General features: G+C 60.5%; 17 protein-coding genes, 4 tRNA genes and 1 riboswitch. Of the genes, 5 read left to right on the forward strand and 16 right to left on the reverse strand.

What is annotated here, in order from left to right:
* Nucleotides 1–66: 66 nt before the first annotated feature.
* A tRNA-Arg gene (locus M2394_RS15745) sits at nucleotides 67–143 on the reverse strand.
* A gap of 323 nt (nucleotides 144–466) precedes the next feature.
* Here M2394_RS15745 and M2394_RS15750 point away from each other — a divergent pair.
* From M2394_RS15750 to M2394_RS15760, 3 genes are all read left to right on the forward strand, one after another.
* Nucleotides 467–688: a hypothetical protein gene (locus M2394_RS15750; RefSeq protein WP_259173094.1), complete on the forward strand. Its 222-nt coding sequence runs from the start codon at nucleotides 467–469 to the stop codon at nucleotides 686–688.
* A gap of 10 nt (nucleotides 689–698) precedes the next feature.
* Nucleotides 699–878, forward strand: a complete 180-nt coding sequence (locus M2394_RS15755) for a PA3371 family protein (RefSeq protein WP_178925494.1) — start codon at nucleotides 699–701, stop codon at nucleotides 876–878.
* A gap of 393 nt (nucleotides 879–1,271) precedes the next feature.
* Entirely contained in the window at nucleotides 1,272–1,598 is a 327-nt protein-coding gene (locus M2394_RS15760; protein ID WP_024076996.1) for an Arc family DNA-binding protein, read from the forward strand.
* A gap of 165 nt (nucleotides 1,599–1,763) precedes the next feature.
* On the opposite strand, the gene mgtE is transcribed toward M2394_RS15760, so the two are convergent.
* From mgtE to ltaE, 8 genes are all read right to left on the reverse strand, one after another.
* On the reverse strand, nucleotides 1,764–3,206 hold the full coding sequence (mgtE, locus tag M2394_RS15765) for a magnesium transporter (protein ID WP_176997952.1): 1,443 nt from the start codon (nucleotides 3,204–3,206) through the stop codon (nucleotides 1,764–1,766).
* A 340-nt stretch (nucleotides 3,207–3,546) separates the two neighbouring features.
* Nucleotides 3,547–3,623: transfer RNA gene (locus tag M2394_RS15770), tRNA-Arg, on the reverse strand.
* 72 nt (nucleotides 3,624–3,695) lie between these two features.
* Nucleotides 3,696–3,772, reverse strand: a tRNA-Arg gene (locus M2394_RS15775).
* 108 nt (nucleotides 3,773–3,880) lie between these two features.
* A tRNA-Ser gene (locus M2394_RS15780) sits at nucleotides 3,881–3,971 on the reverse strand.
* A 62-nt stretch (nucleotides 3,972–4,033) separates the two neighbouring features.
* The gene (csrA, locus tag M2394_RS15785; protein WP_003175645.1) at nucleotides 4,034–4,222 is read right to left on the reverse strand and encodes a carbon storage regulator CsrA; all 189 of its coding nucleotides are present in this window, start codon (nucleotides 4,220–4,222) and stop codon (nucleotides 4,034–4,036) included.
* Nucleotides 4,223–4,398: 176 nt separating this feature from the next.
* Nucleotides 4,399–5,640, reverse strand: a complete 1,242-nt coding sequence (locus M2394_RS15790; protein WP_178925492.1) for an aspartate kinase — start codon at nucleotides 5,638–5,640, stop codon at nucleotides 4,399–4,401.
* Nucleotides 5,641–5,737: 97 nt separating this feature from the next.
* Nucleotides 5,738–8,356, reverse strand: coding sequence for an alanine--tRNA ligase (alaS, locus tag M2394_RS15795; RefSeq protein ID WP_259173099.1), 2,619 nt, complete (start codon nucleotides 8,354–8,356; stop codon nucleotides 5,738–5,740).
* 146 nt (nucleotides 8,357–8,502) lie between these two features.
* The gene (gene ltaE / locus M2394_RS15800; RefSeq protein ID WP_178925488.1) at nucleotides 8,503–9,507 is read right to left on the reverse strand and encodes a low-specificity L-threonine aldolase; all 1,005 of its coding nucleotides are present in this window, start codon (nucleotides 9,505–9,507) and stop codon (nucleotides 8,503–8,505) included.
* Between the two features lie 190 nt (nucleotides 9,508–9,697).
* A riboswitch (FMN riboswitch) is annotated at nucleotides 9,698–9,867 on the forward strand.
* Between the two features lie 113 nt (nucleotides 9,868–9,980).
* On the opposite strand from ltaE, the gene M2394_RS15805 reads away from it, so the two are divergent.
* Both M2394_RS15805 and M2394_RS15810 read left to right on the forward strand, forming a co-directional pair.
* Nucleotides 9,981–10,487 (forward strand): 6,7-dimethyl-8-ribityllumazine synthase, encoded by a 507-nt coding sequence (locus tag M2394_RS15805; protein ID WP_178925486.1) that lies wholly within the window; start codon nucleotides 9,981–9,983, stop codon nucleotides 10,485–10,487.
* 146 nt (nucleotides 10,488–10,633) lie between these two features.
* Complete coding sequence (locus tag M2394_RS15810; RefSeq protein WP_259173100.1) at nucleotides 10,634–12,154, forward strand: M91 family zinc metallopeptidase; 1,521 nt, start codon at nucleotides 10,634–10,636, stop codon at nucleotides 12,152–12,154.
* On the opposite strand, the gene astE is transcribed toward M2394_RS15810, so the two are convergent.
* From astE to M2394_RS15845, 7 genes are all read right to left on the reverse strand, one after another.
* Nucleotides 12,151–13,155, reverse strand: a complete 1,005-nt coding sequence (gene astE / locus M2394_RS15815; protein ID WP_178925482.1) for a succinylglutamate desuccinylase — start codon at nucleotides 13,153–13,155, stop codon at nucleotides 12,151–12,153. The two genes, M2394_RS15810 and astE, sit on opposite strands and share 4 nt — an antisense overlap.
* An 11-nt stretch (nucleotides 13,156–13,166) precedes the next feature.
* The gene (locus M2394_RS15820; RefSeq protein ID WP_003214319.1) at nucleotides 13,167–13,457 is read right to left on the reverse strand and encodes a hypothetical protein; all 291 of its coding nucleotides are present in this window, start codon (nucleotides 13,455–13,457) and stop codon (nucleotides 13,167–13,169) included.
* A 25-nt stretch (nucleotides 13,458–13,482) separates the two neighbouring features.
* On the reverse strand, nucleotides 13,483–14,829 hold the full coding sequence (gene astB, locus M2394_RS15825; protein WP_178925480.1) for an N-succinylarginine dihydrolase: 1,347 nt from the start codon (nucleotides 14,827–14,829) through the stop codon (nucleotides 13,483–13,485).
* A 190-nt stretch (nucleotides 14,830–15,019) separates the two neighbouring features.
* Entirely contained in the window at nucleotides 15,020–16,486 is a 1,467-nt protein-coding gene (astD, locus tag M2394_RS15830; protein ID WP_259173102.1) for a succinylglutamate-semialdehyde dehydrogenase, read from the reverse strand.
* Nucleotides 16,486–17,511: an arginine N-succinyltransferase gene (gene astA, locus M2394_RS15835; protein ID WP_178925476.1), complete on the reverse strand. Its 1,026-nt coding sequence runs from the start codon at nucleotides 17,509–17,511 to the stop codon at nucleotides 16,486–16,488. Before astA ends, astD begins: the two co-directional genes overlap by 1 nt.
* Before the next feature lie 53 nt (nucleotides 17,512–17,564).
* Nucleotides 17,565–18,584 carry an arginine/ornithine succinyltransferase subunit alpha gene (gene aruF / locus M2394_RS15840; RefSeq protein WP_176997960.1) on the reverse strand — a complete coding sequence of 340 codons (1,020 nt, stop codon included), beginning with the start codon at nucleotides 18,582–18,584 and terminating at the stop codon, nucleotides 17,565–17,567.
* A 181-nt stretch (nucleotides 18,585–18,765) separates the two neighbouring features.
* Complete coding sequence (locus M2394_RS15845) at nucleotides 18,766–19,986, reverse strand: aspartate aminotransferase family protein (RefSeq protein WP_178925474.1); 1,221 nt, start codon at nucleotides 19,984–19,986, stop codon at nucleotides 18,766–18,768.
* Between the last annotated feature and the right edge of the window lie 140 nt (nucleotides 19,987–20,126).

Consider the following 20,126-nt stretch of genomic DNA (forward strand, 5'->3'; position numbering starts at 1 on the left):
CGACGCGATGTGGGCGCCCGCCCACAAAAAAGCCCCGCCAGAACAGTCTGAGCGGGGCTTTGAATCTGGTGTCCCAGGGCCGGTTCGAACGGCCAACCTTCCCCTTAGGAGGGGGATGCTCTATCCAATTGAGCTACTGGGACAAATGACAGGCGCCTACCAAGCGGGCGGCGACGGACGGCGTGCATGTTAACGGCCAGGTTGGCGTTTGTCATGTCGTCCGTAGGCTTTTTGAGTGTAGGCCGCACCTTAGCCAATAGATCCACGTTTCACCCAGCAATGCCGGGCACTTGGCGGCATCGTGCAAAATGCAATCCTGCGAATTGCCCGTCTTGCAAAATGCAACGAGCCCGCACTTTAAATTACGCCTAACCATTTGATTTTATTAACTTAAAAGGTTGGCACGAGGCCTGCAATACATATCCTACAAAACTTATCCGGCCCAGCCACTGCGGAGCACAAGAACATGAACAGCGCCCTTCTGTTGACCCTTAATGCTGCAGCCTTGGCGGCACTGGTCATGTTTCATTTCCAATCCGCCCACTCCGAAGACGCAGAGCAAATCAGCCAGGCGGTGCCTCATCACCTGCAACAGCGCCCACAACTGGCTGTGATGACGCCCGGTGCGCAATCACCGATTCGCGTGAATACCCAGGAGACACCTGCCTCCGAACACTGGATTTTCTGAGGTGGCGGCCATGAACAAACCTGCCTGGCTGTTGCTGTGCCTGACCCTCGGCGCAGGCATTTTTGGCCTGAACACATCCGCCCAGGACGGGCAGACCACTGCATTCATCGCTACCGGGGTATTTGCCAGCCTGCTGGTGCTATCGCTCATCGTTGGCCGCCGATTCAAATTTGACCCGGTGTTGCGCTGACACCTCCTGCAGCCCCCCCACCGCTACCTTATGTCGCCTAGCCCTAGTAAATCGGCAAATTGCCACTAGTCTTAAAATTAAGGGCAAAAGGCCATATTGCTATAGGATGTGCGGCCTCAAACCCTGTGGTGGCCTGGACTTACGGGAAGTTCCCTTGCGGAATCACTCGTGGAAAAGTTTTCCAACCAGTCCGCAAAAATGCAAATCAGTGCTGGCATAAAGCCTTTAGGCAGTTCAATATTTGTCACAGAATTGACGCCAAGGAACTGTCAAATCTGAGGCATGATGCGGCCTCTTTGCAATTCGGGTTGAACTTTGGTCGTGAGTCTTGTCTTAACACTCATCTTGCGGCCAATTCCAAAAACCGCTCCCCTGAACTAACCGGTTAAATATATGCGCCCATTGAAACAGGCAATTTATTCCAGCCGTACGGCTGACAAGTTCGTCGTACGTCTGCCAGACGGAATGCGGGAACGCATTGCCGAGGTGGCTCGCAATCATCACCGCAGCATGAACTCCGAAATCATCGCGCGCCTGGAACAGAGCCTCATTCAGGAAGGTGCGTTGGGCGAAGAGTTGAGCATGCGCCTGGACAGCCCCGAGCTGTCACTGCATGAACGCGAACTGCTGCAGCGTTTTCGTCAGCTCTCCCACCGCCAGCAAAATGCTCTCGTCTCGCTTATTGCGCACGACGTTGAAGCGGCCGCAGAAGCCGACTGATCTGCAACTGAAAGCCGAAGCCAGCCATGTGCTGGCTTTTTTTTGCGCGTTTTTTTGTAGGAGCCGGCTTGCCGGCGATCTAGGCGACGGGGTCCGTCAGCTGGACCGAAGGGATGCGATCGCTGGCAAGCCAGCTCCTGCGGGGAGCTGGTTTGCCTTGAGGGATCAAAGCAGGAAGATCGTGGCCAGGCCCAGGAAGATGAAGAAGCCGCCACTGTCGGTCATGGCCGTGATCATCACGCTGGCACCCATTGCAGGGTCGCGCCCAAGGCGCGCCAGGGTCATGGGGATCAACACCCCCATCAATGCGGCCAGCAGCAGGTTGAGCGTCATGGCGGCGGTCATGACGACGCCAAGCGACCAACTGCCGTACAGCAAGTAGGCCACGATACCGATCACCCCGCCCCACACCACGCCATTGATCAACGCAACCGCCAACTCCTTGCGCATCAGGCGTGATGTATTGCCGGTGTTCACCTGGTCCAGGGCCATGGCCCGCACGATCATGGTGATGGTCTGGTTACCCGAGTTACCCCCAATACCGGCCACAATCGGCATCAGCGCCGCCAGGGCCACCAATTTCTCGATCGAGCCTTCGAACAAGCCGATGACCCGAGACGCGATGAACGCCGTGATCAGGTTGATCGCCAGCCACGCCCAGCGGTTACGCAGCGAGCGCCAGACCGAGGCGAAGATATCTTCCTCCTCACGCAGACCCGCCATGTTGAGGACTTCGGTTTCGCTCTCTTCACGAATCAGGTCGACCATTTCGTCGATGGTCAGTCGGCCGATCAGCTTGCCGTTCTTGTCGACCACCGGGGCCGAAATCAAGTCATAACGCTCGAAGGCCTGGGCGGCATCATAGGCGTCTTCGTCCGGGTGGAAACTCACCGGATCACTGGCCATGACATCCGCCACTTTCTTCTCGGGGTCGTTGACCAGCAGACGCTTGATCGGCAGCACACCTTTGAGGATGCCTTCGTAATCGACCACGAACAGCTTATCGGTGTGCCCCGGCAGCTCCTTGAGGCGGCGCAGGTAGCGCAGAACCACTTCCAGACTGACGTCTTCACGGATGGTGACCATCTCGAAGTCCATCAGGGCGCCAACCTGATCCTCGTCGTAAGACAAGGCGGAACGCACGCGCTCACGCTGCTGGCCGTCGAGGGCCTCCATCAGCTCATGGACAACGTCACGCGGCAGCTCAGGGGCCAAGTCTGCCAGTTCGTCAGCGTCCATCTCCTTGGCGGCAGCCAGGAGCTCGTGATCGTCCATGTCGGCGATCAGGGTTTCGCGAACCGAATCGGATACTTCGAGGAGGATGTCGCCGTCGCGGTCCGCCTTGACCAACTGCCAGAGAGTCAGTCGATCATCAAGCGGCAAGGCTTCAAGAATGTAGGCGACGTCGGCGGAGTGCAGGTCATCAAGCTTGCGTTGCAGCTCGACGAGGTTTTGCCGATGGACCAGGTTTTCGACGCGGTCGTGGTTCGGACCTTCCTGGCGGTGCGTGAGGTCTTCGACCACGCGCTGGCGCTGCAGCAGCTCGATGACTTGAGCCAGACGATCCTGCAGGCTTTCTTGTGTTTTCTTTACTTCTACTTCGGTCATAGGCGAACTCCACTCCCAGCAGCGGGGCACGCCGGAAGGATCAATCAGTCAATTCATGATTGGTAAAGCGGGGTACTGAGTAACTACTGGGTAAGTCCATGGAGGTATTCCACAAGCCCCGGCGGGGCTGACGGGCGCAATGATACACGCTGCGCGCGCTTTTAACGTCAAAAAACTGGAAAGAACAAGCGCTTGCGAGCCAAAGCTGAGCATCGGCTGCATCTATGAACTGCGACGACGTAGCGGAGAAGGAAAACACATGAAGGCAGGAGAAAAAGATGAAGTCCTACACAAACCCCAGACGGCAAAAAGCCCGCACTCGGCGGGCTTTTTGTTTGTATGGTGCACTCGACAGGATTCGAACCTGTGACCGCTCGGTTCGTAGCCGAGTACTCTATCCAGCTGAGCTACGAGTGCAGATTGTGTTTTTAGACCAGATCACAACTGGTTGAAGCCAAGCTACCTGCATCGCTGCAACTAACTCTTAAATGGTGCACTCGACAGGATTCGAACCTGTGACCGCTCGGTTCGTAGCCGAGTACTCTATCCAGCTGAGCTACGAGTGCATTTGTTGCCGCGCATTATAGGCCGTTCAATCTCTATGTAAAGCTATTTTTTCGTTTAATTTCAACAACTTAGCGAAAAAACCAGATTGCAACGTACTAAGCAAATAATGGCGGAGAACGGGGGATTCGAACCCCCGACACCCTTTTGAGGTGTACTCCCTTAGCAGGGGAGCGCCTTCGGCCACTCGGCCAGCTCTCCGCAACACGGGGCGTATATTAACCACGTTCATCCCCGTTTGCAAACATAAAAAACGATAAAAATTAAAGGCTTGGTTCTTCGTCCTTCTCTTTCTTGATCCGCAGGTAGATTTCCTCGCGGTGGACCGCTACCTCTTTCGGAGCATTAACCCCGATACGTACTTGATTGCCTTTGACGCCGAGCACGGTCACGGTGATTTCGCCATCACCGATAATCAGGCTTTCTGCGCACCGACGAGTCAGAATCAGCATACCTTTCTCCTCACGCATTTCAGTTCAGGAACAACAGTCTGCAAAAAAAAGGCCTTCGACCTACAACCAAAAAGGTCATAGCCCTACCCGCCTAAGTATTGTCGAGCCCACGCAAAAGAACATGCGCCCCACAAAAAAAGGAAAGGCGCGGTAAACCGCGCCTTCCTGGCACTGCATCACTCGCCCTGTCGGGCCGGAGCGTCGAGCTCAAAAGCGGTGTGCAAGGCGCGCACAGCCAACTCCAGGTACTTCTCTTCGATCACCACCGAGACCTTGATCTCAGACGTGGAGATCATCTGGATGTTGATGCTTTCCTTGGCCAGGGCCTCGAACATGCGGCTGGCAACGCCGGCATGGGAACGCATGCCCACACCCACGATCGACACCTTGGCAATCTTGGTGTCGCCGACCACTTCACGTGCGCCGATCTCGCGCGCGGTGTTCTGCAGGATCCGCTCCGCCGCATCGTACTCGTTGCGGTGCACGGTGAAAGTGAAATCGGTGGTGTTATCGTGCGAAACGTTCTGCACGATCATGTCGACTTCAATGTTCGCGCCACTGATAGGGCCCAGGATCTTGAAGGCCACGCCCGGGGTGTCTGGCACGCCACGGATCGTCAGCTTGGCTTCATCGCGGTTGAAAGCGATGCCGGAAATGATCGGCTGTTCCATGGATTCCTCTTCATCAATAGTAATGAGGGTGCCCGGACCCTCTTTGAAGCTGTGCAATACGCGCAGCGGAACGTTGTACTTGCCGGCGAACTCCACCGCGCGAATCTGCAGCACCTTGGAACCGAGGCTGGCCATTTCCAGCATCTCTTCAAAGGTGATCTTGTCCAGGCGCTGGGCCACGGACACCACACGCGGGTCAGTGGTGTAGACGCCGTCGACATCGGTGTAGATCTGGCATTCATCGGCCTTCAGGGCCGCTGCCAACGCTACGCCAGTGGTGTCCGAACCGCCACGCCCGAGGGTGGTGATGTTGCCTTGCTCGTCAACGCCCTGGAAACCGGCGACAACGACCACTCGACCTTCCTTCAGGTCCGCACGAATCTTCTGATCGTCGATCTGCAGGATGCGCGCCTTGGTGTGCGCACTGTCGGTCAGGATACGTACCTGGCTGCCAGTGTAGGACACCGCGGGCACGCCACGCTTGTTCAGCGCCATGGCCAACAGGGCAATGGTCACCTGCTCACCGGTCGACACGATCACATCCAGCTCACGCGGCAGCGGCTGTTGATCACCGCTGATTGCCTTGGCCAGGTCGATCAGGCGATTGGTCTCACCGCTCATGGCCGACAGCACCACCACCAGGTCGTCGCCGGCATCGCGGAATTTCTTAACCTTGTCGGCGACCTGCTCGATTCTTTCGACAGAGCCGACCGAGGTGCCTCCAAATTTCTGTACGATCAAAGCCATTTCTAAGCCGCCTCAGCCCGTAAAGGGGCGCCCAATAAACAAATCTTCCAGCACCGCAGCGAGCCCATGACTAGACCATGGGCTCATTAACAGTGCCTTAAATGCCTGCCTCGACAAACGGCACGGTCAGGGCCAGGGCCGCGTCCAGGGAGCCTGCGTCTACACCACCGCCTTGCGCCATGTCCGGACGACCACCGCCCTTCCCGCCCACTGCCGCAGCGGCTTGCTTCATCAAATCACCGGCCTTGAGTTGGCCAGTCAGGTCCTTGGTTACACCGGCAACCAGAACGACCTTATCCTCATGGACACCGCCGAGCAGGATCACTGCGCGGCCGAGCTTGTTCTTCAACTGATCGACCAAGGCCAACAACGCCTTGCCGTCCTGGCCATCCAGGCGCGCAGCCAGGACTTTCACACCCTTGACGTCCAGCGCGGTAGCAGACAAATCGTCACCCGCCGCACTGGCTGCCTTGGCTTGCAACTGTTCCAGCTGTTTCTCCAGCGCACGGTTGCGCTCCAGCACAGCGGACAGCTTGTCGATCAGGTTGTCGCGGCTGCCCTTGACCAGGCTGGCCGCTTCCTTGAGTTGTTCTTCGGCCGCATTGAGGTAAGCCAGGGCCGCAGCGCCGGTCACTGCTTCAATACGACGTACACCAGAGGCCACGCCGCCTTCGCTGATGATCTTGAGCAAGGCGATGTCGCCGGTACGGTTGGCGTGGATACCGCCACACAGTTCCACCGAGAAATCGCCGCCCATGCTCAGCACGCGCACGCTGTCGCCGTACTTCTCGCCGAACAGCGCCATGGCGCCCTTGGCCTTGGCGGTCTCGATATCGGTCTCTTCGGTTTCCACTGCGGTGTTCTTGCGGATCTCGGCGTTGACGATGTCTTCCAGCGCCTTGATCTGCTCAGGCTTGATCGCTTCAAAGTGGCTGAAGTCGAAACGCAGGCGCTGGCTGTCCACCAACGAACCTTTCTGCTGAACGTGCTCGCCCAGTACCTGGCGCAGTGCAGCGTGCAGCAAGTGAGTGGCCGAGTGGTTCAGCGACGTGGCGTGACGCACGTCCGCGTCCACTTGCGCGTCTACCGGCGAACCTACGGTCAGGCTGCCCGAAGCCAGCACGCCGTGATGCAGGAACGCACCACCGGTCTTGGTGGTGTCGCGCACGTCAAAACGGCCGGAAGCAGCCTTGAGGAACCCGCAGTCGCCGATCTGGCCACCGGATTCGGCGTAGAACGGGGTCTGGTCCAGCACCACAACACCGTCGTCACCTTCATTCAAGACGTCGACCGACTGGCCTTCTTTATAGAGGGCAACCACTTTGGCCGAGGCTTGGGTGGCGGTGTAGCCGGTGAACTCGGTGGCCACGTCAACCTTGACCAGGCTGTTGTAGTCCAGGCCGAACGAGCTGGCCGAACGTGCGCGCACGCGCTGGGCTTCCATCTCGCGCTCGAAACCTTCCTCGTCGAGGGTCAGGTTGCGCTCACGGGCGATGTCGCCGGTCAGGTCCATCGGGAAACCATAGGTGTCGTAGAGCTTGAACACCACGTCGCCCGGCACCACGGTGCCCTGCAGGCCGGCAAGGTCCAGCTCGAGGATTTTCAGGCCCTGCTCCAGGGTCTTGGCGAACTGCTCTTCCTCGGCCTTCAACACGCGCTCGATGTGCGCCTGGTTCTGGGTCAGCTCAGGGAACGCGTCGCCCATCTCGGCCACCAGGGCCGCGACGATCTGGTAGAAGAAGCTGCCGTTGGCACCCAGCTTGTTACCGTGGCGGCAGGCGCGACGGATGATGCGGCGCAGCACATAACCACGACCTTCGTTGGACGGCAGCACGCCGTCGGCAATCAGGAAACCGCAGGAACGGATGTGGTCAGCCACCACCTTGAGCGACGCCTGCTCTTCGTTGGCGCAACCGATGGCCTTGGCAGCCGCGGCCAGCAGGCTCTGGAACAGGTCGATTTCGTAGTTGGAATGCACATGCTGCATCACCGCACTGATCCGCTCCAGGCCCATGCCGGTGTCCACCGACGGCGCTGGCAGTGGATGCAGCACGCCATCGGCGGTGCGGTTGAACTGCATGAACACGTTGTTCCAGATCTCGATGTAACGGTCGCCGTCTTCTTCCGGCGAACCCGGAGGGCCGCCCCAGATGTCGGCGCCGTGGTCGTAGAAGATCTCGGTGCAAGGACCGCACGGGCCGGTGTCGCCCATGGTCCAGAAGTTGTCGGACGCGTACGGCGCGCCTTTATTATCGCCAATGCGCACCATGCGCTCGGCCGGTACGCCAACCTGCTTTGTCCAGATGTCGTAGGCTTCGTCATCGCTGGCGTAGACGGTCACCCAGAGTTTTTCCTTCGGCAGCTTCAGCACGCCGGTGAGGAAGGTCCAGGCGAAGTTGATCGCGTCCTGCTTGAAATAGTCGCCAAAGCTGAAGTTGCCGAGCATTTCGAAAAAGGTGTGGTGACGGGCGGTGTAGCCGACGTTCTCCAGGTCGTTGTGCTTACCACCGGCGCGCACGCACTTCTGGCTGCTGACAGCACGGGTGTAGGCACGTTTTTCCTGACCCAGGAAGCAGTCCTTGAACTGGTTCATGCCCGCGTTGGTGAACAGCAGGGTGGGGTCATTGCCTGGGATCAAGGAGCTGGAGGCTACACGGGTGTGACCTTGCTCTTCGAAGAAGCGAAGGAAGGCTTCACGGATTTCTGCGCTTTTCATTAGGTTCTTCCACGGAGGCTGCGGCCAAAGGCCAGTGCGCAACATCATCAGACGGAGCGACGGCAAAGGGCCGCATTATATCGGCCCTTTGCCGGTGGTACAGCGTGTTTATGCGATAGAAACAGTCAATTAGACGGTCTGCACTGTCATTTTCGGGAAAACTCGACAAATGTCTGCAGCACCTGCTCCATCTGCGCCCGGCTCACGTCCAGATGCGTGACCATGCGCAGGCGCGGTGCGGCGCTCAACGTGATGCCGCGCTCGGCGGCAAACGCCTTCAGGGCCTGCGCCCGGTCGCCGATCTGCACGTAGACCATGTTGGTCTGCACCGGCTCGACCTCAAAACCGGCCTTGCGCAGTTCATCCCCCAGCCATTGGGCGTTGGCGTGGTCCTCGGCCAGACGCTGCACCTGATGATCCAGGGCATACAGCCCCGCTGCCGCCAGCGAACCGGCCTGACGCATGCCACCGCCGACCATCTTGCGCAGGCGACGCGCCTTGGCGATCAACGCCGTGGAGCCGCACAGCACCGAACCAATCGGCGCGCCGAGGCCCTTGGACAGGCACACCGACACCGAATCGAAATGCCGGGCAATTTCCCGCGCATCCACGCCCAGCTTGACCGCCGCGTTGTAGAGCCGCGCGCCATCCAAATGTAGGGCCAGGCCGTGTTCACGGGTAAACGCCCGCGCCTTCGCCAGGTACTCCAGCGGCAACACCTTGCCTTGCATGGTGTTTTCCAGCGCCAGCAGACGCGTGCGGGCAAAGTGGAAGTCATCAGGCTTGATCGCCGCCAGCACCTGGTCCAGGTCCAGCGAGCCGTCCGCCTGCACTTCCAGTGGCTGGGGCTGGATCGAACCGAGCACCGCCGCGCCGCCACCTTCGTACTTGTAGGTGTGGGCCTGCTGGCCGACGATGTATTCCTCGCCACGCTCACAGTGCGCCATCAACGCCAACAGGTTGCTCATGGTGCCGGTGGGCACGAACAACGCGGCAGCAAACCCCAGGCGTTTGGCCAGTTCGGCTTCCAGATGGTTGACGCTGGGGTCTTCGCCGTACACGTCATCACCGCTGGCCGCATTGGCCATGGCGTCCCGCATGCCGGGGGTGGGTTGGGTCACGGTGTCGCTGCGCAGGTCGATCACAGACATGAAACAAGCCTCTGAGGGATGAGTAAGTTCCTTTTGAAACAGATTACTGCGGGCAAAGCCACGGAATATCAAGCCCCAAACCCCTTCAATCGAATACCAACCAAACAAACCGATATAGCTTATCGATACAGCGGTGGTGCAGTTTTTGAAAAACCGTGTTAAAAACTCTCCGCCGCCAGGGTTCTGGCGGCAACGTTCTCAGGGCGGGGTGCAATTCCCCACCGGCGGTAATTGCACGCAATGTGCATAGCCCGCGAGCGCTTGGCGCCTCGAACTGCTCGCGCAGGACGGCGACAAGGTCAGCAGACCCGGTGTGATCCCGGGGCCGACGGTCATAGTCCGGATGAAGAGAGAACGGGATTGGCACCTAAGGGCCGCGCGCCGACCTCATGCTTGCATGACGAAGCTGTCCGTACCCTTAAATCCCATTCGATTCATAACGCCCTGTTTTTTTCTTAAACAGGAGTCAGAACATGCAACCCACCGCAATCGACAGCAAAATCAAGCACCACCACGGCGAGCGCGTCGCGTTTATCCAGGCCTGCTGGCACAAGGATATTGTCGACCAATCGCGCAAAGGCTTCCTCGCCGAAATGATCGCGCAGGGCTACCAGGAATCGGACATCGATTTCTTCGAAGTCGGCGGCGCCTTTGAAATGCCCCTGCACGCCAAGCTGCTGGCCAAGACCGGTCGTTACGCCGGTATCGTCGCCGCCGCGCTGGTGGTGGACGGCGGCATCTACCGCCACGAATTCGTCGCCCAATCGGTGGTCAGCGGCCTGATGCAAGTGCAGCTGGAAACGGAAGTACCGGTGTTCTCGGTGTCCCTGACCCCGCACCACTTCCACGCGGGCAGCGAACACCACACCTTCTTCTTCGATCACTTCGTGCACAAGGGCCAGGAAGCCGCCCGCACCTGTGCCGATACCCTGCACAAGGTACGTGCAATCCGCCGCAGCGAGCAGAAGCTGGCGGTCTGAATCCAGGCCGCGTCAAAAACGCCCCGCTCACCCCCGTGACCGGGGCGTTTTCATTGAAGCATCTACCACCGACGTTCCAGGTAGATGCGGTCTAGTGAGCCACCGGCTGATCCCCAGCCCGCCACTCACATGAGGCCTGCACGACCATGACTCGCCCCCACTTTGTGCCTGACACCCCCAGCGACACCTATGCCATATACGGTGGCTGCCCGTCCCTCAACGACCTGGGACTGGAGCCCATCCTGCCTTTATCGTCGGAAAAAATGGTCTACCAGGACAATCACCTGAACGTCGTGCGCGTCAGGTTGCGCACGCTTAACCGCAAGCCCCCGCTGGACGACCTGCTGCGGTTTACCTTCAAGGCCGAGCAAAACTCGCTCTGGCTCACCACCGAGGGCGATCAGTTACATCTCCATGTGGCCAACACGCTCTACCGGATCATCCCTTCATCCAGACAACAGACCCTCATCCTCACTACCCGTGAGGGCGCAGACACGTTGCACCTGGACGATGGCATAGAAAACCCCGTCGTTATCAACTCAGGTTCCGGAGATGACTACCTGAATGTCGGCGGTCGGCATACTACCCTCTTGACCGGCGAGGGTAACGATACCGTTAAAGTCACCTCGGGCATCTGCAACCTGGACGCCGGCAGCGGCGATGACAGCATCCACATTTCCAGCGCTGAGAACACCCGGGTTTATGCCGGCCTGGGCGACGACCGTGTTCAAGCAGGCAGCGGGTTGAACTTCATCGACGGCGGCCCCGGCGATGATGTCATCACCGGCGGCAGCGGGCATAACATTCTCAGTGGGGGTGACGGCAACGACGCCATCAATGCCGGCACTGGCACCCATGTCATCTACCCCGGCCAGGGGCATGACCTTGTCAGTCGGCTAAAACCGATCGACACGGTATACAGCCAGCCGGATACGAAAATGGTCGCCATCAGCAATGCTCAACGCCGTGAGTGGATGCTGGAAAAACTCAACACCCTGCCTTTACCCAGTGTCGAACAGATCATGGCGGTGCTGATGCCTGACGATCCCCATGCCGTCAATCACACGCTGGTGGCTGCCAGTGACGCCGGTAAAACCGGCGTACGGGTCGAGGGCACGGCGGATTTCATCGCGCGCGTAGAGGCAGACCTTGCACTGTTTCGCCTCTCACCCAATGGGCAACAGCTGTTGCTGGCGCTGGATACTGCGGCACGAAAGGGCGGGCAACCGGTGCGAATTGAGTTCTTTGAAATGGCGAACGCGTCGTTCACGCTGTCCTCCACAACAGAGGAACCCGTCCTTCGCAGCGGTCAACCTGGCACCCCGGCCTACGGGGGGTTGGTGAAATACAACCCGAACTTCAGCCCGTCAGGTCTGCTGCCGATCATCGGGCTGTATCACGAGCTGTGTCACGCCTACAACGCTGTGACCGGCACCGCAGTCCCTGGCGAGACCGCAGAAACAGAAGGGAGCAAAACCGTACAGACGCCCAACCGAGAGCGTCAGGCCGTGGGCCTGCCCATTGCCATGGAGCCTTTTGACTTCGACTTCAACCCTGCGACGCCGCCCACACAGACCAACCCCGAAGCCTTCACCGAAAATGGCATTCGCAAGGAGTTCGGACTGCCGCTGCGCAGCAGCTACTTTTCGAGCAAGAAAGGCGACTAGCCCAGCGCCGCATCCGAGCAAGGCACAATCAGAATCCCTGCCCGCAGGCCATTCTTGACCTTCGGGTTGGGAAAGATGATCCGCGCGCCTTCCTCCTCAATCACCCAGCGGGTCTTGGCCACGTCCTCCGCCAGCAGATACCCCTTGGCCAGCGGAGAGAAGTTTTCCACATCCGCCGGCAAGTGCATCAGGAAAGCATCGCTGTGCTTGATGACTTCACGGGACACGGCAAACAGTTGCAGGCCATCCAGGCTGGACACCTCAGGTTCGGTGCCTTCGATGATCTGCTTCAAGCGGGTTTCCAGGCGGGACACGTCCACGCCCTGGTTCTGCCCGAACGGCCGCGCCTTGCCCAATTCCAGGGTGAAGGCTTCAGCCTCCAGTTGCTCGTAGGTGAATGCGGTAAAGGTGATCGAGGTCTTGTTCTGCAACAACACCGCTTCCATGCCGGCGGCACGCAGGCGTTCCAGTTCGCGGCGTGAATGCTGGCGCCCGTCCTTCCACGGGTACAGCGCAAACTGTTCGATCTTCGAACCACGAATCGCCGTGTGCAGGTCGTAATGCAGGCGCGAACGGCCCGGCAGGCTGAAGAAGGTGCGGGCCAGTTGCTCCAGCTCGGCGGCGCGCATGGCCTCCGGGCCGATGTTTTGTTCGTGACGCCCGTTGAACAGCCGGTTGACGTCCAGTTCCAGGTAACGCTCGCCGCGACGCATGGCCTCGGGGTTGCCGAACAGGAACAGGATGCGGTTGCGGGGCTTGATCTCCCCACGGGCAATGCCATGCAACAGGCGGTCGAGCAGTTCGATCGGCGCGGTTTCGTTGCCATGGATGCCAGACGACAGCAGCAAGTCGCTGCCGTTGTCACGGCCCTGCGGCGGGCGTACTTCAAGCGCGCCCTCGCTGAGCCAGCGCATCTGCACGCCGTCGACAGTCAGTTGAATTTTTTGCGCCGGTTCACGACCGGCGAGGGTCAGTTCAAGCAGTTTGCCGAGGGCGAGCATAAGCAGCTTCCTTAGTGGTTGCAGCCTGGACCGTGGACGTGATCGTCGTCGTCACCTTCAACGTCGGCCGGTTCCATTTCCAGTTGCAGGCTCATCAGGTTGGTGGCCAGCGGGCGCATCAGCAGGTTGGCGTACTCGGCGTCGCCTTCTTCCACGTCCACGCCGATCAGCAGTTGGCCACGGCCGTCGTGCTGGATCCAGATCTCCTTGCCCTGCCACACCACCGCGACGCGGGTGCAGGAAGTTTCCAGCTGGGTGCCGTCGGTGTCTTCAAGGATCAGCTTCAGGGTGTCGGTGGTCATAACTATAGTTCTCAGCCGTATGGCGTTAATTGATCTGGAAAGGATAAACCGAGCCCAGTTTAAGGATTTGCGTCAGTTCATCCAGTGCCGTCCGGCATTCAAGCAGTAACTGCGGGTCAGCCAGGTCGCTTTCGCGCAGGCTGTCCCGGTAATGCTTGCCTACCCATTGGGTCAGCGTTTCGTACAACGGCGCCGTCATGATAACCCCTGGATTCACCGCCGCCAGTTCCGTTTCATTCAACGCCACGCGCAAGCGCAGGCACGCCGGGCCGCCGCCGTTCTGCATGCTTTGCTTGAGGTCGAACACCTTCACTTCGCGGATCAGCCCACCGGAAGCGGTCAGGCCCTGCAAGTACTGCCAGACGCGCTCGTTGGCGCGGCATTCTTCCGGCACGATCAACAGCATCGAGCCATCGGCACGGCTGAGCAACTGGCTGTTGAACAGGTACGAACGCACGGCGTCCTCGACGCTGACCTGGGCGCGCGGCACGCAAACGGACTGGAAGTTGCCGCCCAGCTTGCCCAACTTGGCGTGCAGTTCGCCCAGCATCTGTTCGGTATTGAGGAACGCGTCCTCGTGATAGAACAGCACTTCGCCGTTGCCCACCGCGATCACGTCGTTGTGGAACACGCCGGCATCGATCACCGCCGGGTTCTGCTGGGCGTAGACCACGCCGTCGTCCTTGAGCCCGTGCAGGCGTGCAACGGCCTGGGACGCTTCAAGGGTCTGGCGCGCCGGGTACTTCTGCGGCGCCGGGTAGCGCGGGTCGAACGCACTGCGGCCGAACACGAAAAACTCAACGCCCGCCTCGCCGTACTCACGGCAGAAACGCGTGTGGTTGGCGGCGCCTTCGTCACCAAACTGCGCCACGGCCGGCAAGGCGGCGTGATGGGCGAAGTGCTTCCCATCGGCGAACATCGCGCCCAGCACGCGGCTGGTGGTCGGGTGCTCGATGCTGCGGTGGTATTTGCAGTTGAGGTTGGCGGCGGTGAAATGCACGCGGCCGTCAAAGGTGTCGGCACTCGGGCTGACCGTGGCGGCGTTGGCCACCCACATGCTCGACGCCGAGCAGCTCGCCACCAGCAGCGGCATGGCTTGCTTGGCGGCCTGCTGGATCACCTGGGCGTCGCTGCCGCTGAAACCGAGGCTGCGCAAGGCGGCCACATCAGGACGTTCCTGGGGCGCCAATACGCCTTGCACAAAGCCCATGTCCATCAGGGCTTTCATTTTCTGCAGGCCCTGCAACGCCGCTTCCTTGGGGTTGGAATGCTGCTGGCTGTTGCTCTGGGACGCGACGTTGCCGAAGGACAAACCGCCATAGTTATGGGTCGGCCCCACTAGACCGTCAAAATTGACTTCATAGGATTTCATCGGCGAGGCTCCACGAACATCTGTTTTTATAGGCATCAGCTGCGACGCTTAAATCACCGCAACTCTCTATCTGTAAACCCAATCAACTGTAGGAGCTGGCTTGCCGGCGATGCAGACACCTCGGTCCGTCAGTTGGACCAGGGTGATGCAATCGCAGGCAAGCCTGCTCCCACACAAATCAGCCCCACCTTTAGATCAGCGTAATGCCAGGGGTCAGGGTTGCTGGCACCGCCAAGGTTGGGGTCTCCAACGACGCCACCGGGTACGCGCAATAATCCGCCGCGTAATACGCACTGGCGCGGTGGTTGCCCGAGGCCCCTACCCCACCAAACGGCGCGGTACTGGCGGCGCCGGTCAGCTGTTTGTTCCAGTTGACGATCCCCGCCCGGCTTTCCAGCCAGAACTGCTGGTAGCGCGCCTCGGAGTCCGACAACAAGCCCGCCGCCAGGCCGTATTGCGTGTTGTTGGCCTCGGCAATCGCCGCTTCGAAACCCGTGTAGCGGATCACCTGCAGCAGCGGGCCGAACAGCTCTTCGTCTTCACGCTCGGTCACGCCGGTCACGTCAATGATGCCTGGGGTCAGCAACGCCGCCTGATCCTGGGGCTGGGTCATTTCCAGCAACGCGACCGCGCCGTTGGCCAACATCAATTCCTGGGCTTCCATCAGTGCCTTGGCTGCCGCGAGGGAAATCACCGAGCCCATGAACGGCGCGGGTTGCTGGTCAAACGCGCCCACTGCAATGGTCGAGCTGACCGCCACCAGGCGCGCCAGCAGCGCATCGCCCCACGCGCCTTCCGGCACCAGCAGGCGGCGCGCACAGGTGCAACGCTGGCCTGCCGAGATGAACGCCGACTGGATGATGGTATAGACCGCCGCATCCACGTCAGCCACTTCATCCACCACCAGCGGGTTATTGCCGCCCATCTCCAGGGCCAGGATCTTGTCCGGACGTCCCGAAAATTGCTGGTGCAGATGGTTGCCGGTACGGCTGGAACCGGTGAAGAACAACCCGTCGATACCCGGGTTGGCCGCCAGGGCGATACCGGTTTCCCGCGCGCCCTGCAGCAGGTTCAACACACCCGCCGGCAGGCCGGCTTCGATCCAGCATTGCACGGTCAGTTCGGCAACCTTGGGGGTCAGCTCGCTGGGCTTGAACAGCACGGTGTTACCCGCCAGCAACGCCGGCACGATGTGCCCGTTGGGCAAGTGACCCGGGAAGTTGTAGGGGCCAAACACCGCCACCACGCCGTGGGGCTTGTGGCGCAATACGGCAGTGGCGTCGGCCAGGGGGCCGCTCTTCTCGCCGGTACGCTCGCGGTAGCTTTGCACCGAGATGGCGATCTTGTTGGCCATGCTGGTGACTTCGGTGGCCGACTCCCACAGCGGCTTGCCGGTCTCTTCACCGATGCAATAGGCGATTTCATCGGCGCGTTGTTTCAGGGTAGCAGCGAAGGTTTCCAGCACACTGATGCGTTCTTCCAACGGGCGCCTGGCCCAGGCCGGGAATGCCTGGCGCGCGGCCTGCACGGCGGATTCAACCTGCTCGGCCGTGGCGCCATTGCCCGCCCACAGCACCCGCTGGGTCACCGGGTTGCGCGATTCGAACAGTTCACCCTGGCCAGCCAGCCAGCTACCTGCGATATACAGCGAATTCATTACTTGGACTCCCGAGCAGCGGACAACGGTACGGCACGCACTTGATCACCCACCACCAGTTGCAGGCGCTTGGCGGTCAGCGGATCGACCACCAAAGTGCCCGCTGCCAGGCGGGCCGGTGCGGCGGTAATACGGCACTCTTCGCGTTTGCGGTTGTGGATGAGGAACGGCGTGGCGTCGTCCCCCGGCGTGCCGATGGCCAACACCAGCGACTGGCTGTCGCGCACCGCACGGATCTTGGTGGTTTCACACTCCACGGCCGGGCCGGCGTCGAAGATATCGACATAGCCCTGGTAGCTGAAACCTTCGCTCTTGAGCATGCTCAGCGCCGGCTCGGTGTCCGGATGCACCTTGCCGATCACGTTGCGCGCGTCTTCGGACAGGAAGCAGCTGTACAGCGGAAACTTCGGCATCAACTCGGCGATAAACGCCTTGTTGCCCACGCCGGTGAGGTAATCCGCCTGGCTGAATTCCATCTTGAAGAAGTGACGGCCCAAGCTTTCCCAGAACGGTGAACGCCCCGCGTCGTTGGACACACCGCGCATCTCGGCGATGATCTTGTTGCCAAACAGCTGCGGGAATTCGGCGATGAACAGCAGGCGTGCCTTGGCCAGCATGCGGCCGTTGAGGCCGGTGCGGTAATCGGCGTGCAGGAACAACGAACACAGCTCGGAGTTGCCGGTGAGGTCGTTGGCCAAAAACAGCGTCGGAATCTCGCGGTAGATATTCAGTTCCTGGGAGGCGCTGACGGTCAGGCCCACCCGGAAGTTGTACCAGGGCTCACGCAGGCCGACGGCACCGGCGATGGCGGAAATGCCCACTACGCGGCCTTCGTCGTTTTCCAGCACGAACAGGTAGTCGGCATCGCCACGCCCGGCGTCGCCGCGAAAGGTTTTTTCCGCCCAGCCAACCCGATGGGTCAGGCGCTCTTCGTTGGCCGGCAAGGTGGTGAGGCCGGTGCCGGTGCTGCGCGCCAGATCAATCAGGGCCGGTAAATCGCTGCTGCGTACGGGACGAACGATCATGCTATCTCCTCAGACGGGCCGCTGCCTGGCAGCCACCCGCGACACTCAATTCTTTAAACCGCGACCAGGCGCACACTCGCGCCTTCGCCAACACCCAGGGCCTCGGCGGCGGCCAGGTCCAGGGTCACTGGCTTGCCCGGCGCGTAGTCCAGCTCCAGCATCACCGCACGGTAATCCTGCAACTGCCCGTTGCTCACCAGGTACTGGCGGCCGGCCCCCTTGACCATCTCGCCGATCTTCACCGGCACCACGCGGCTCTGGGCGATGGAGCGAATGCCCGAGACCCGTGCGTGCAATGTCGGGCCACCGTCGAAGATGTCGATGTAGTGGTCGGTCTCGAAGCCTTCGCGCATCAGGATGTCGAAGGTGATCTGCGCACGCGGGTGCACCTGGCCCATGGCTTCCTGGGCTTCGTCCGGCAGCAGCGGCACGTAGATCGGGTAATGCGGCATCAGCTCGGCGAGGAAGGTACGGCTTTTCAGCCCGCACAGGCGCTCGGCGGCGGCGTAGTTGAGGTCGAAGAAGTTGCGGCCGATGGCGTCCCAGAACGGTGAGTCACCGTTCTCGTCGCTGTAGCCGACGATCTCGGTCACCACCGAGTCGGCAAAGCGCTCGGGGTGGCTGGCGACGAACAGCAGGCGGCCACGGGAATTGAGTTCCGACCACGGCGAACCGACCAGCTCGGGCACCACGTAGAAACTGGTGAGCAGGCTGTTGCCGGTGAGGTCGTGGCATTGGGAAAGCACGTGGATCTTGTTGTGGATCTTCAGCTCGCGGGAGGCGTGCACGAAGGTCTCGTTACGAAAGCTGTAGAACGGCTCGGAATAACCGGCCGAAGCGACGATGGCCGAGCAGCCGGCGAGCTTGCCGCTCTCGGTGTCTTCGAGCACGAAGAAATAGCTTTCTTCACCGTTGAAACTCACCTCGGCCGCGAAGGACGCTTCGCTGGCGGCGATCTTGTCGCTGAGGCGTTCCACATCGTCCGGCAAGGAGGTGACACCAATCGGGCTGTCCGCAGCCAGACGCTGTACCTCGCCCAGATCAGCCATTTGCGCGGGGCGCATCACCAGCATGGTGTCACTCCTTAACTCGAAAACTTGCAGAGGAAAAAATGCCGGACAGATTCTGATTCGGAGCGGGCTTGTGTGGCGAGGGAGCTTGCTCCCTCGCCACACAAGCGGCTCCCACATTTGATCCAGTCCGGCCTTTTGAATGTGTGTTCGGCGCCCGATCGTTCGGACGCCAAACGGTGTATCAAGCTTGCGTCAGCGCTTTCACAGCACGTTCAAAACGGTCCAGGCCTTCCTTGATGTCCGCCTCTTCCACCACCAGGCTTGGGGCAAAACGCACCACGTCCGGGCCGGCTTGCAGGATCATCAGGTTTTCTTTCTCGGCCGCGTTGAACACGTCCTTGGCCTTGCCCTTGTACGCATCGCTCAGCACGCAACCGAGCAGCAGGCCCATGCCGCGCACTTCGGTGAAGATGCCGTATTGCTTGCCGATCTGTTCCAGGCGCGCCTTGAACAGGTCGTGCTTGGCGTTCACGCCGGCCAATACCTCAGGGGTGTTGATCACGTCGATCACCGCTTCTGCCACCGCGCACGCCAGCGGGTTGCCGCCGTAGGTGGTGCCGTGGGTGCCGACCACCAGGTGCTTGGCCAGGTCTTCACGGGTGAGCATGGCCGCAATCGGGAAACCGCCGCCCAGGCTCTTGGCGCTGGTGAGGATGTCTGGCACTACGCCGTAATGCTGGTAGGCGAACAGGTGGCCGCTGCGGCCCATGCCGGTCTGCACTTCGTCGAACACCAGCAGCGCGTTGTTGGCATCACACAGTTCACGGGCGCCTTGCAGGTAAGCCAGTTCGGCCGGCAGCACGCCGCCTTCGCCCTGGATCGGCTCCAGCACCACGGCGCAGGTCTTGTCCGACACAGCGGCTTTGAGCGCCGCCAGGTCGTTATAAGGAACGTGGGTGATGCCGGTGATTTTAGGGCCGAAACCATCGGAGTACTTGGACTGGCCACCAACGTTGACGGTGAACAGGGTACGGCCGTGGAAGCTGTTCAGCGCGGCGATGATCTCGTACTTCTCGGTACCGAAGCGGTCGAACGCAACGCGACGGGCCAGCTTGAACGCGGCCTCGTTGGCCTCGGCGCCGGAGTTGCAGAAAAACACGCGCTCGGCAAAGGTGGCGTCGATCAGCTTGTGGGCCAGGCGCAGGGCCGGCTCATTGGTGAAGACGTTGGAGACGTGCCACAGCTTGTTGGCCTGTTCGGTCAGCGCGCCGACCAGCGCCGGATGGGCGTGGCCCAACACGTTGACCGCGATGCCGCCGGCAAAGTCGATCAGCTCGCGCCCCGCCTGGTCCCATACACGAGAACCTTCGCCACGCACGGGGATGAAGGCGGCAGGTGCGTAGTTAGGCACCATGACCTGGTCGAAATCGGCACGTTGCACCGGGGCTTGCTCAACGGACATCGTAGTCTCCTGAAGAGGAACGCCTGCCTGGAACTGGCGGGCGATGCAGGGATTGTAAGGACAGTTTTCAGTGCAGCCTTGTCGCCAAGCGACAACTTCTTATAGCGCCAACCCGCGATTTTGGCGGGTTTACGCCAATG

It is taken from the genome of Pseudomonas sp. BIGb0164 (assembly GCF_024810135.1).
GTDB lineage: Bacteria > Pseudomonadota > Gammaproteobacteria > Pseudomonadales > Pseudomonadaceae > Aquipseudomonas.

Bases quoted from the DNA above. Each gene is read 5' to 3' on its own strand.
- M2394_RS15845 (WP_178925474.1), bottom strand. From the start codon at position 19,986: ATGTCCGTTGAGCAAGCCCCGGTGCAACGTGCCGATTTCGACCAGGTC.
- M2394_RS15755 (WP_178925494.1), top strand. From the start codon at position 699: ATGAACAAACCTGCCTGGCTGTTGCTGTGCCTGACCCTCGGCGCAGGC.
- M2394_RS15750 (WP_259173094.1), top strand. From the start codon at position 467: ATGAACAGCGCCCTTCTGTTGACCCTTAATGCTGCAGCCTTGGCGGCA.
- M2394_RS15760 (WP_024076996.1), top strand. From the start codon at position 1,272: ATGCGCCCATTGAAACAGGCAATTTATTCCAGCCGTACGGCTGACAAG.
- M2394_RS15805 (WP_178925486.1), top strand. From the start codon at position 9,981: ATGCAACCCACCGCAATCGACAGCAAAATCAAGCACCACCACGGCGAG.
- mgtE (WP_176997952.1), bottom strand. From the start codon at position 3,206: ATGACCGAAGTAGAAGTAAAGAAAACACAAGAAAGCCTGCAGGATCGT.
- alaS (WP_259173099.1), bottom strand. From the start codon at position 8,356: ATGAAAAGCGCAGAAATCCGTGAAGCCTTCCTTCGCTTCTTCGAAGAG.
- csrA (WP_003175645.1), bottom strand. From the start codon at position 4,222: ATGCTGATTCTGACTCGTCGGTGCGCAGAAAGCCTGATTATCGGTGAT.
- ltaE (WP_178925488.1), bottom strand. From the start codon at position 9,507: ATGTCTGTGATCGACCTGCGCAGCGACACCGTGACCCAACCCACCCCC.
- M2394_RS15790 (WP_178925492.1), bottom strand. From the start codon at position 5,640: ATGGCTTTGATCGTACAGAAATTTGGAGGCACCTCGGTCGGCTCTGTC.
- astB (WP_178925480.1), bottom strand. From the start codon at position 14,829: ATGAAATCCTATGAAGTCAATTTTGACGGTCTAGTGGGGCCGACCCAT.
- M2394_RS15820 (WP_003214319.1), bottom strand. From the start codon at position 13,457: ATGACCACCGACACCCTGAAGCTGATCCTTGAAGACACCGACGGCACC.
- M2394_RS15810 (WP_259173100.1), top strand. From the start codon at position 10,634: ATGACTCGCCCCCACTTTGTGCCTGACACCCCCAGCGACACCTATGCC.
- astD (WP_259173102.1), bottom strand. From the start codon at position 16,486: ATGAATTCGCTGTATATCGCAGGTAGCTGGCTGGCTGGCCAGGGTGAA.
- astA (WP_178925476.1), bottom strand. From the start codon at position 17,511: ATGATCGTTCGTCCCGTACGCAGCAGCGATTTACCGGCCCTGATTGAT.
- astE (WP_178925482.1), bottom strand. From the start codon at position 13,155: ATGCTCGCCCTCGGCAAACTGCTTGAACTGACCCTCGCCGGTCGTGAA.
- aruF (WP_176997960.1), bottom strand. From the start codon at position 18,584: ATGCTGGTGATGCGCCCCGCGCAAATGGCTGATCTGGGCGAGGTACAG.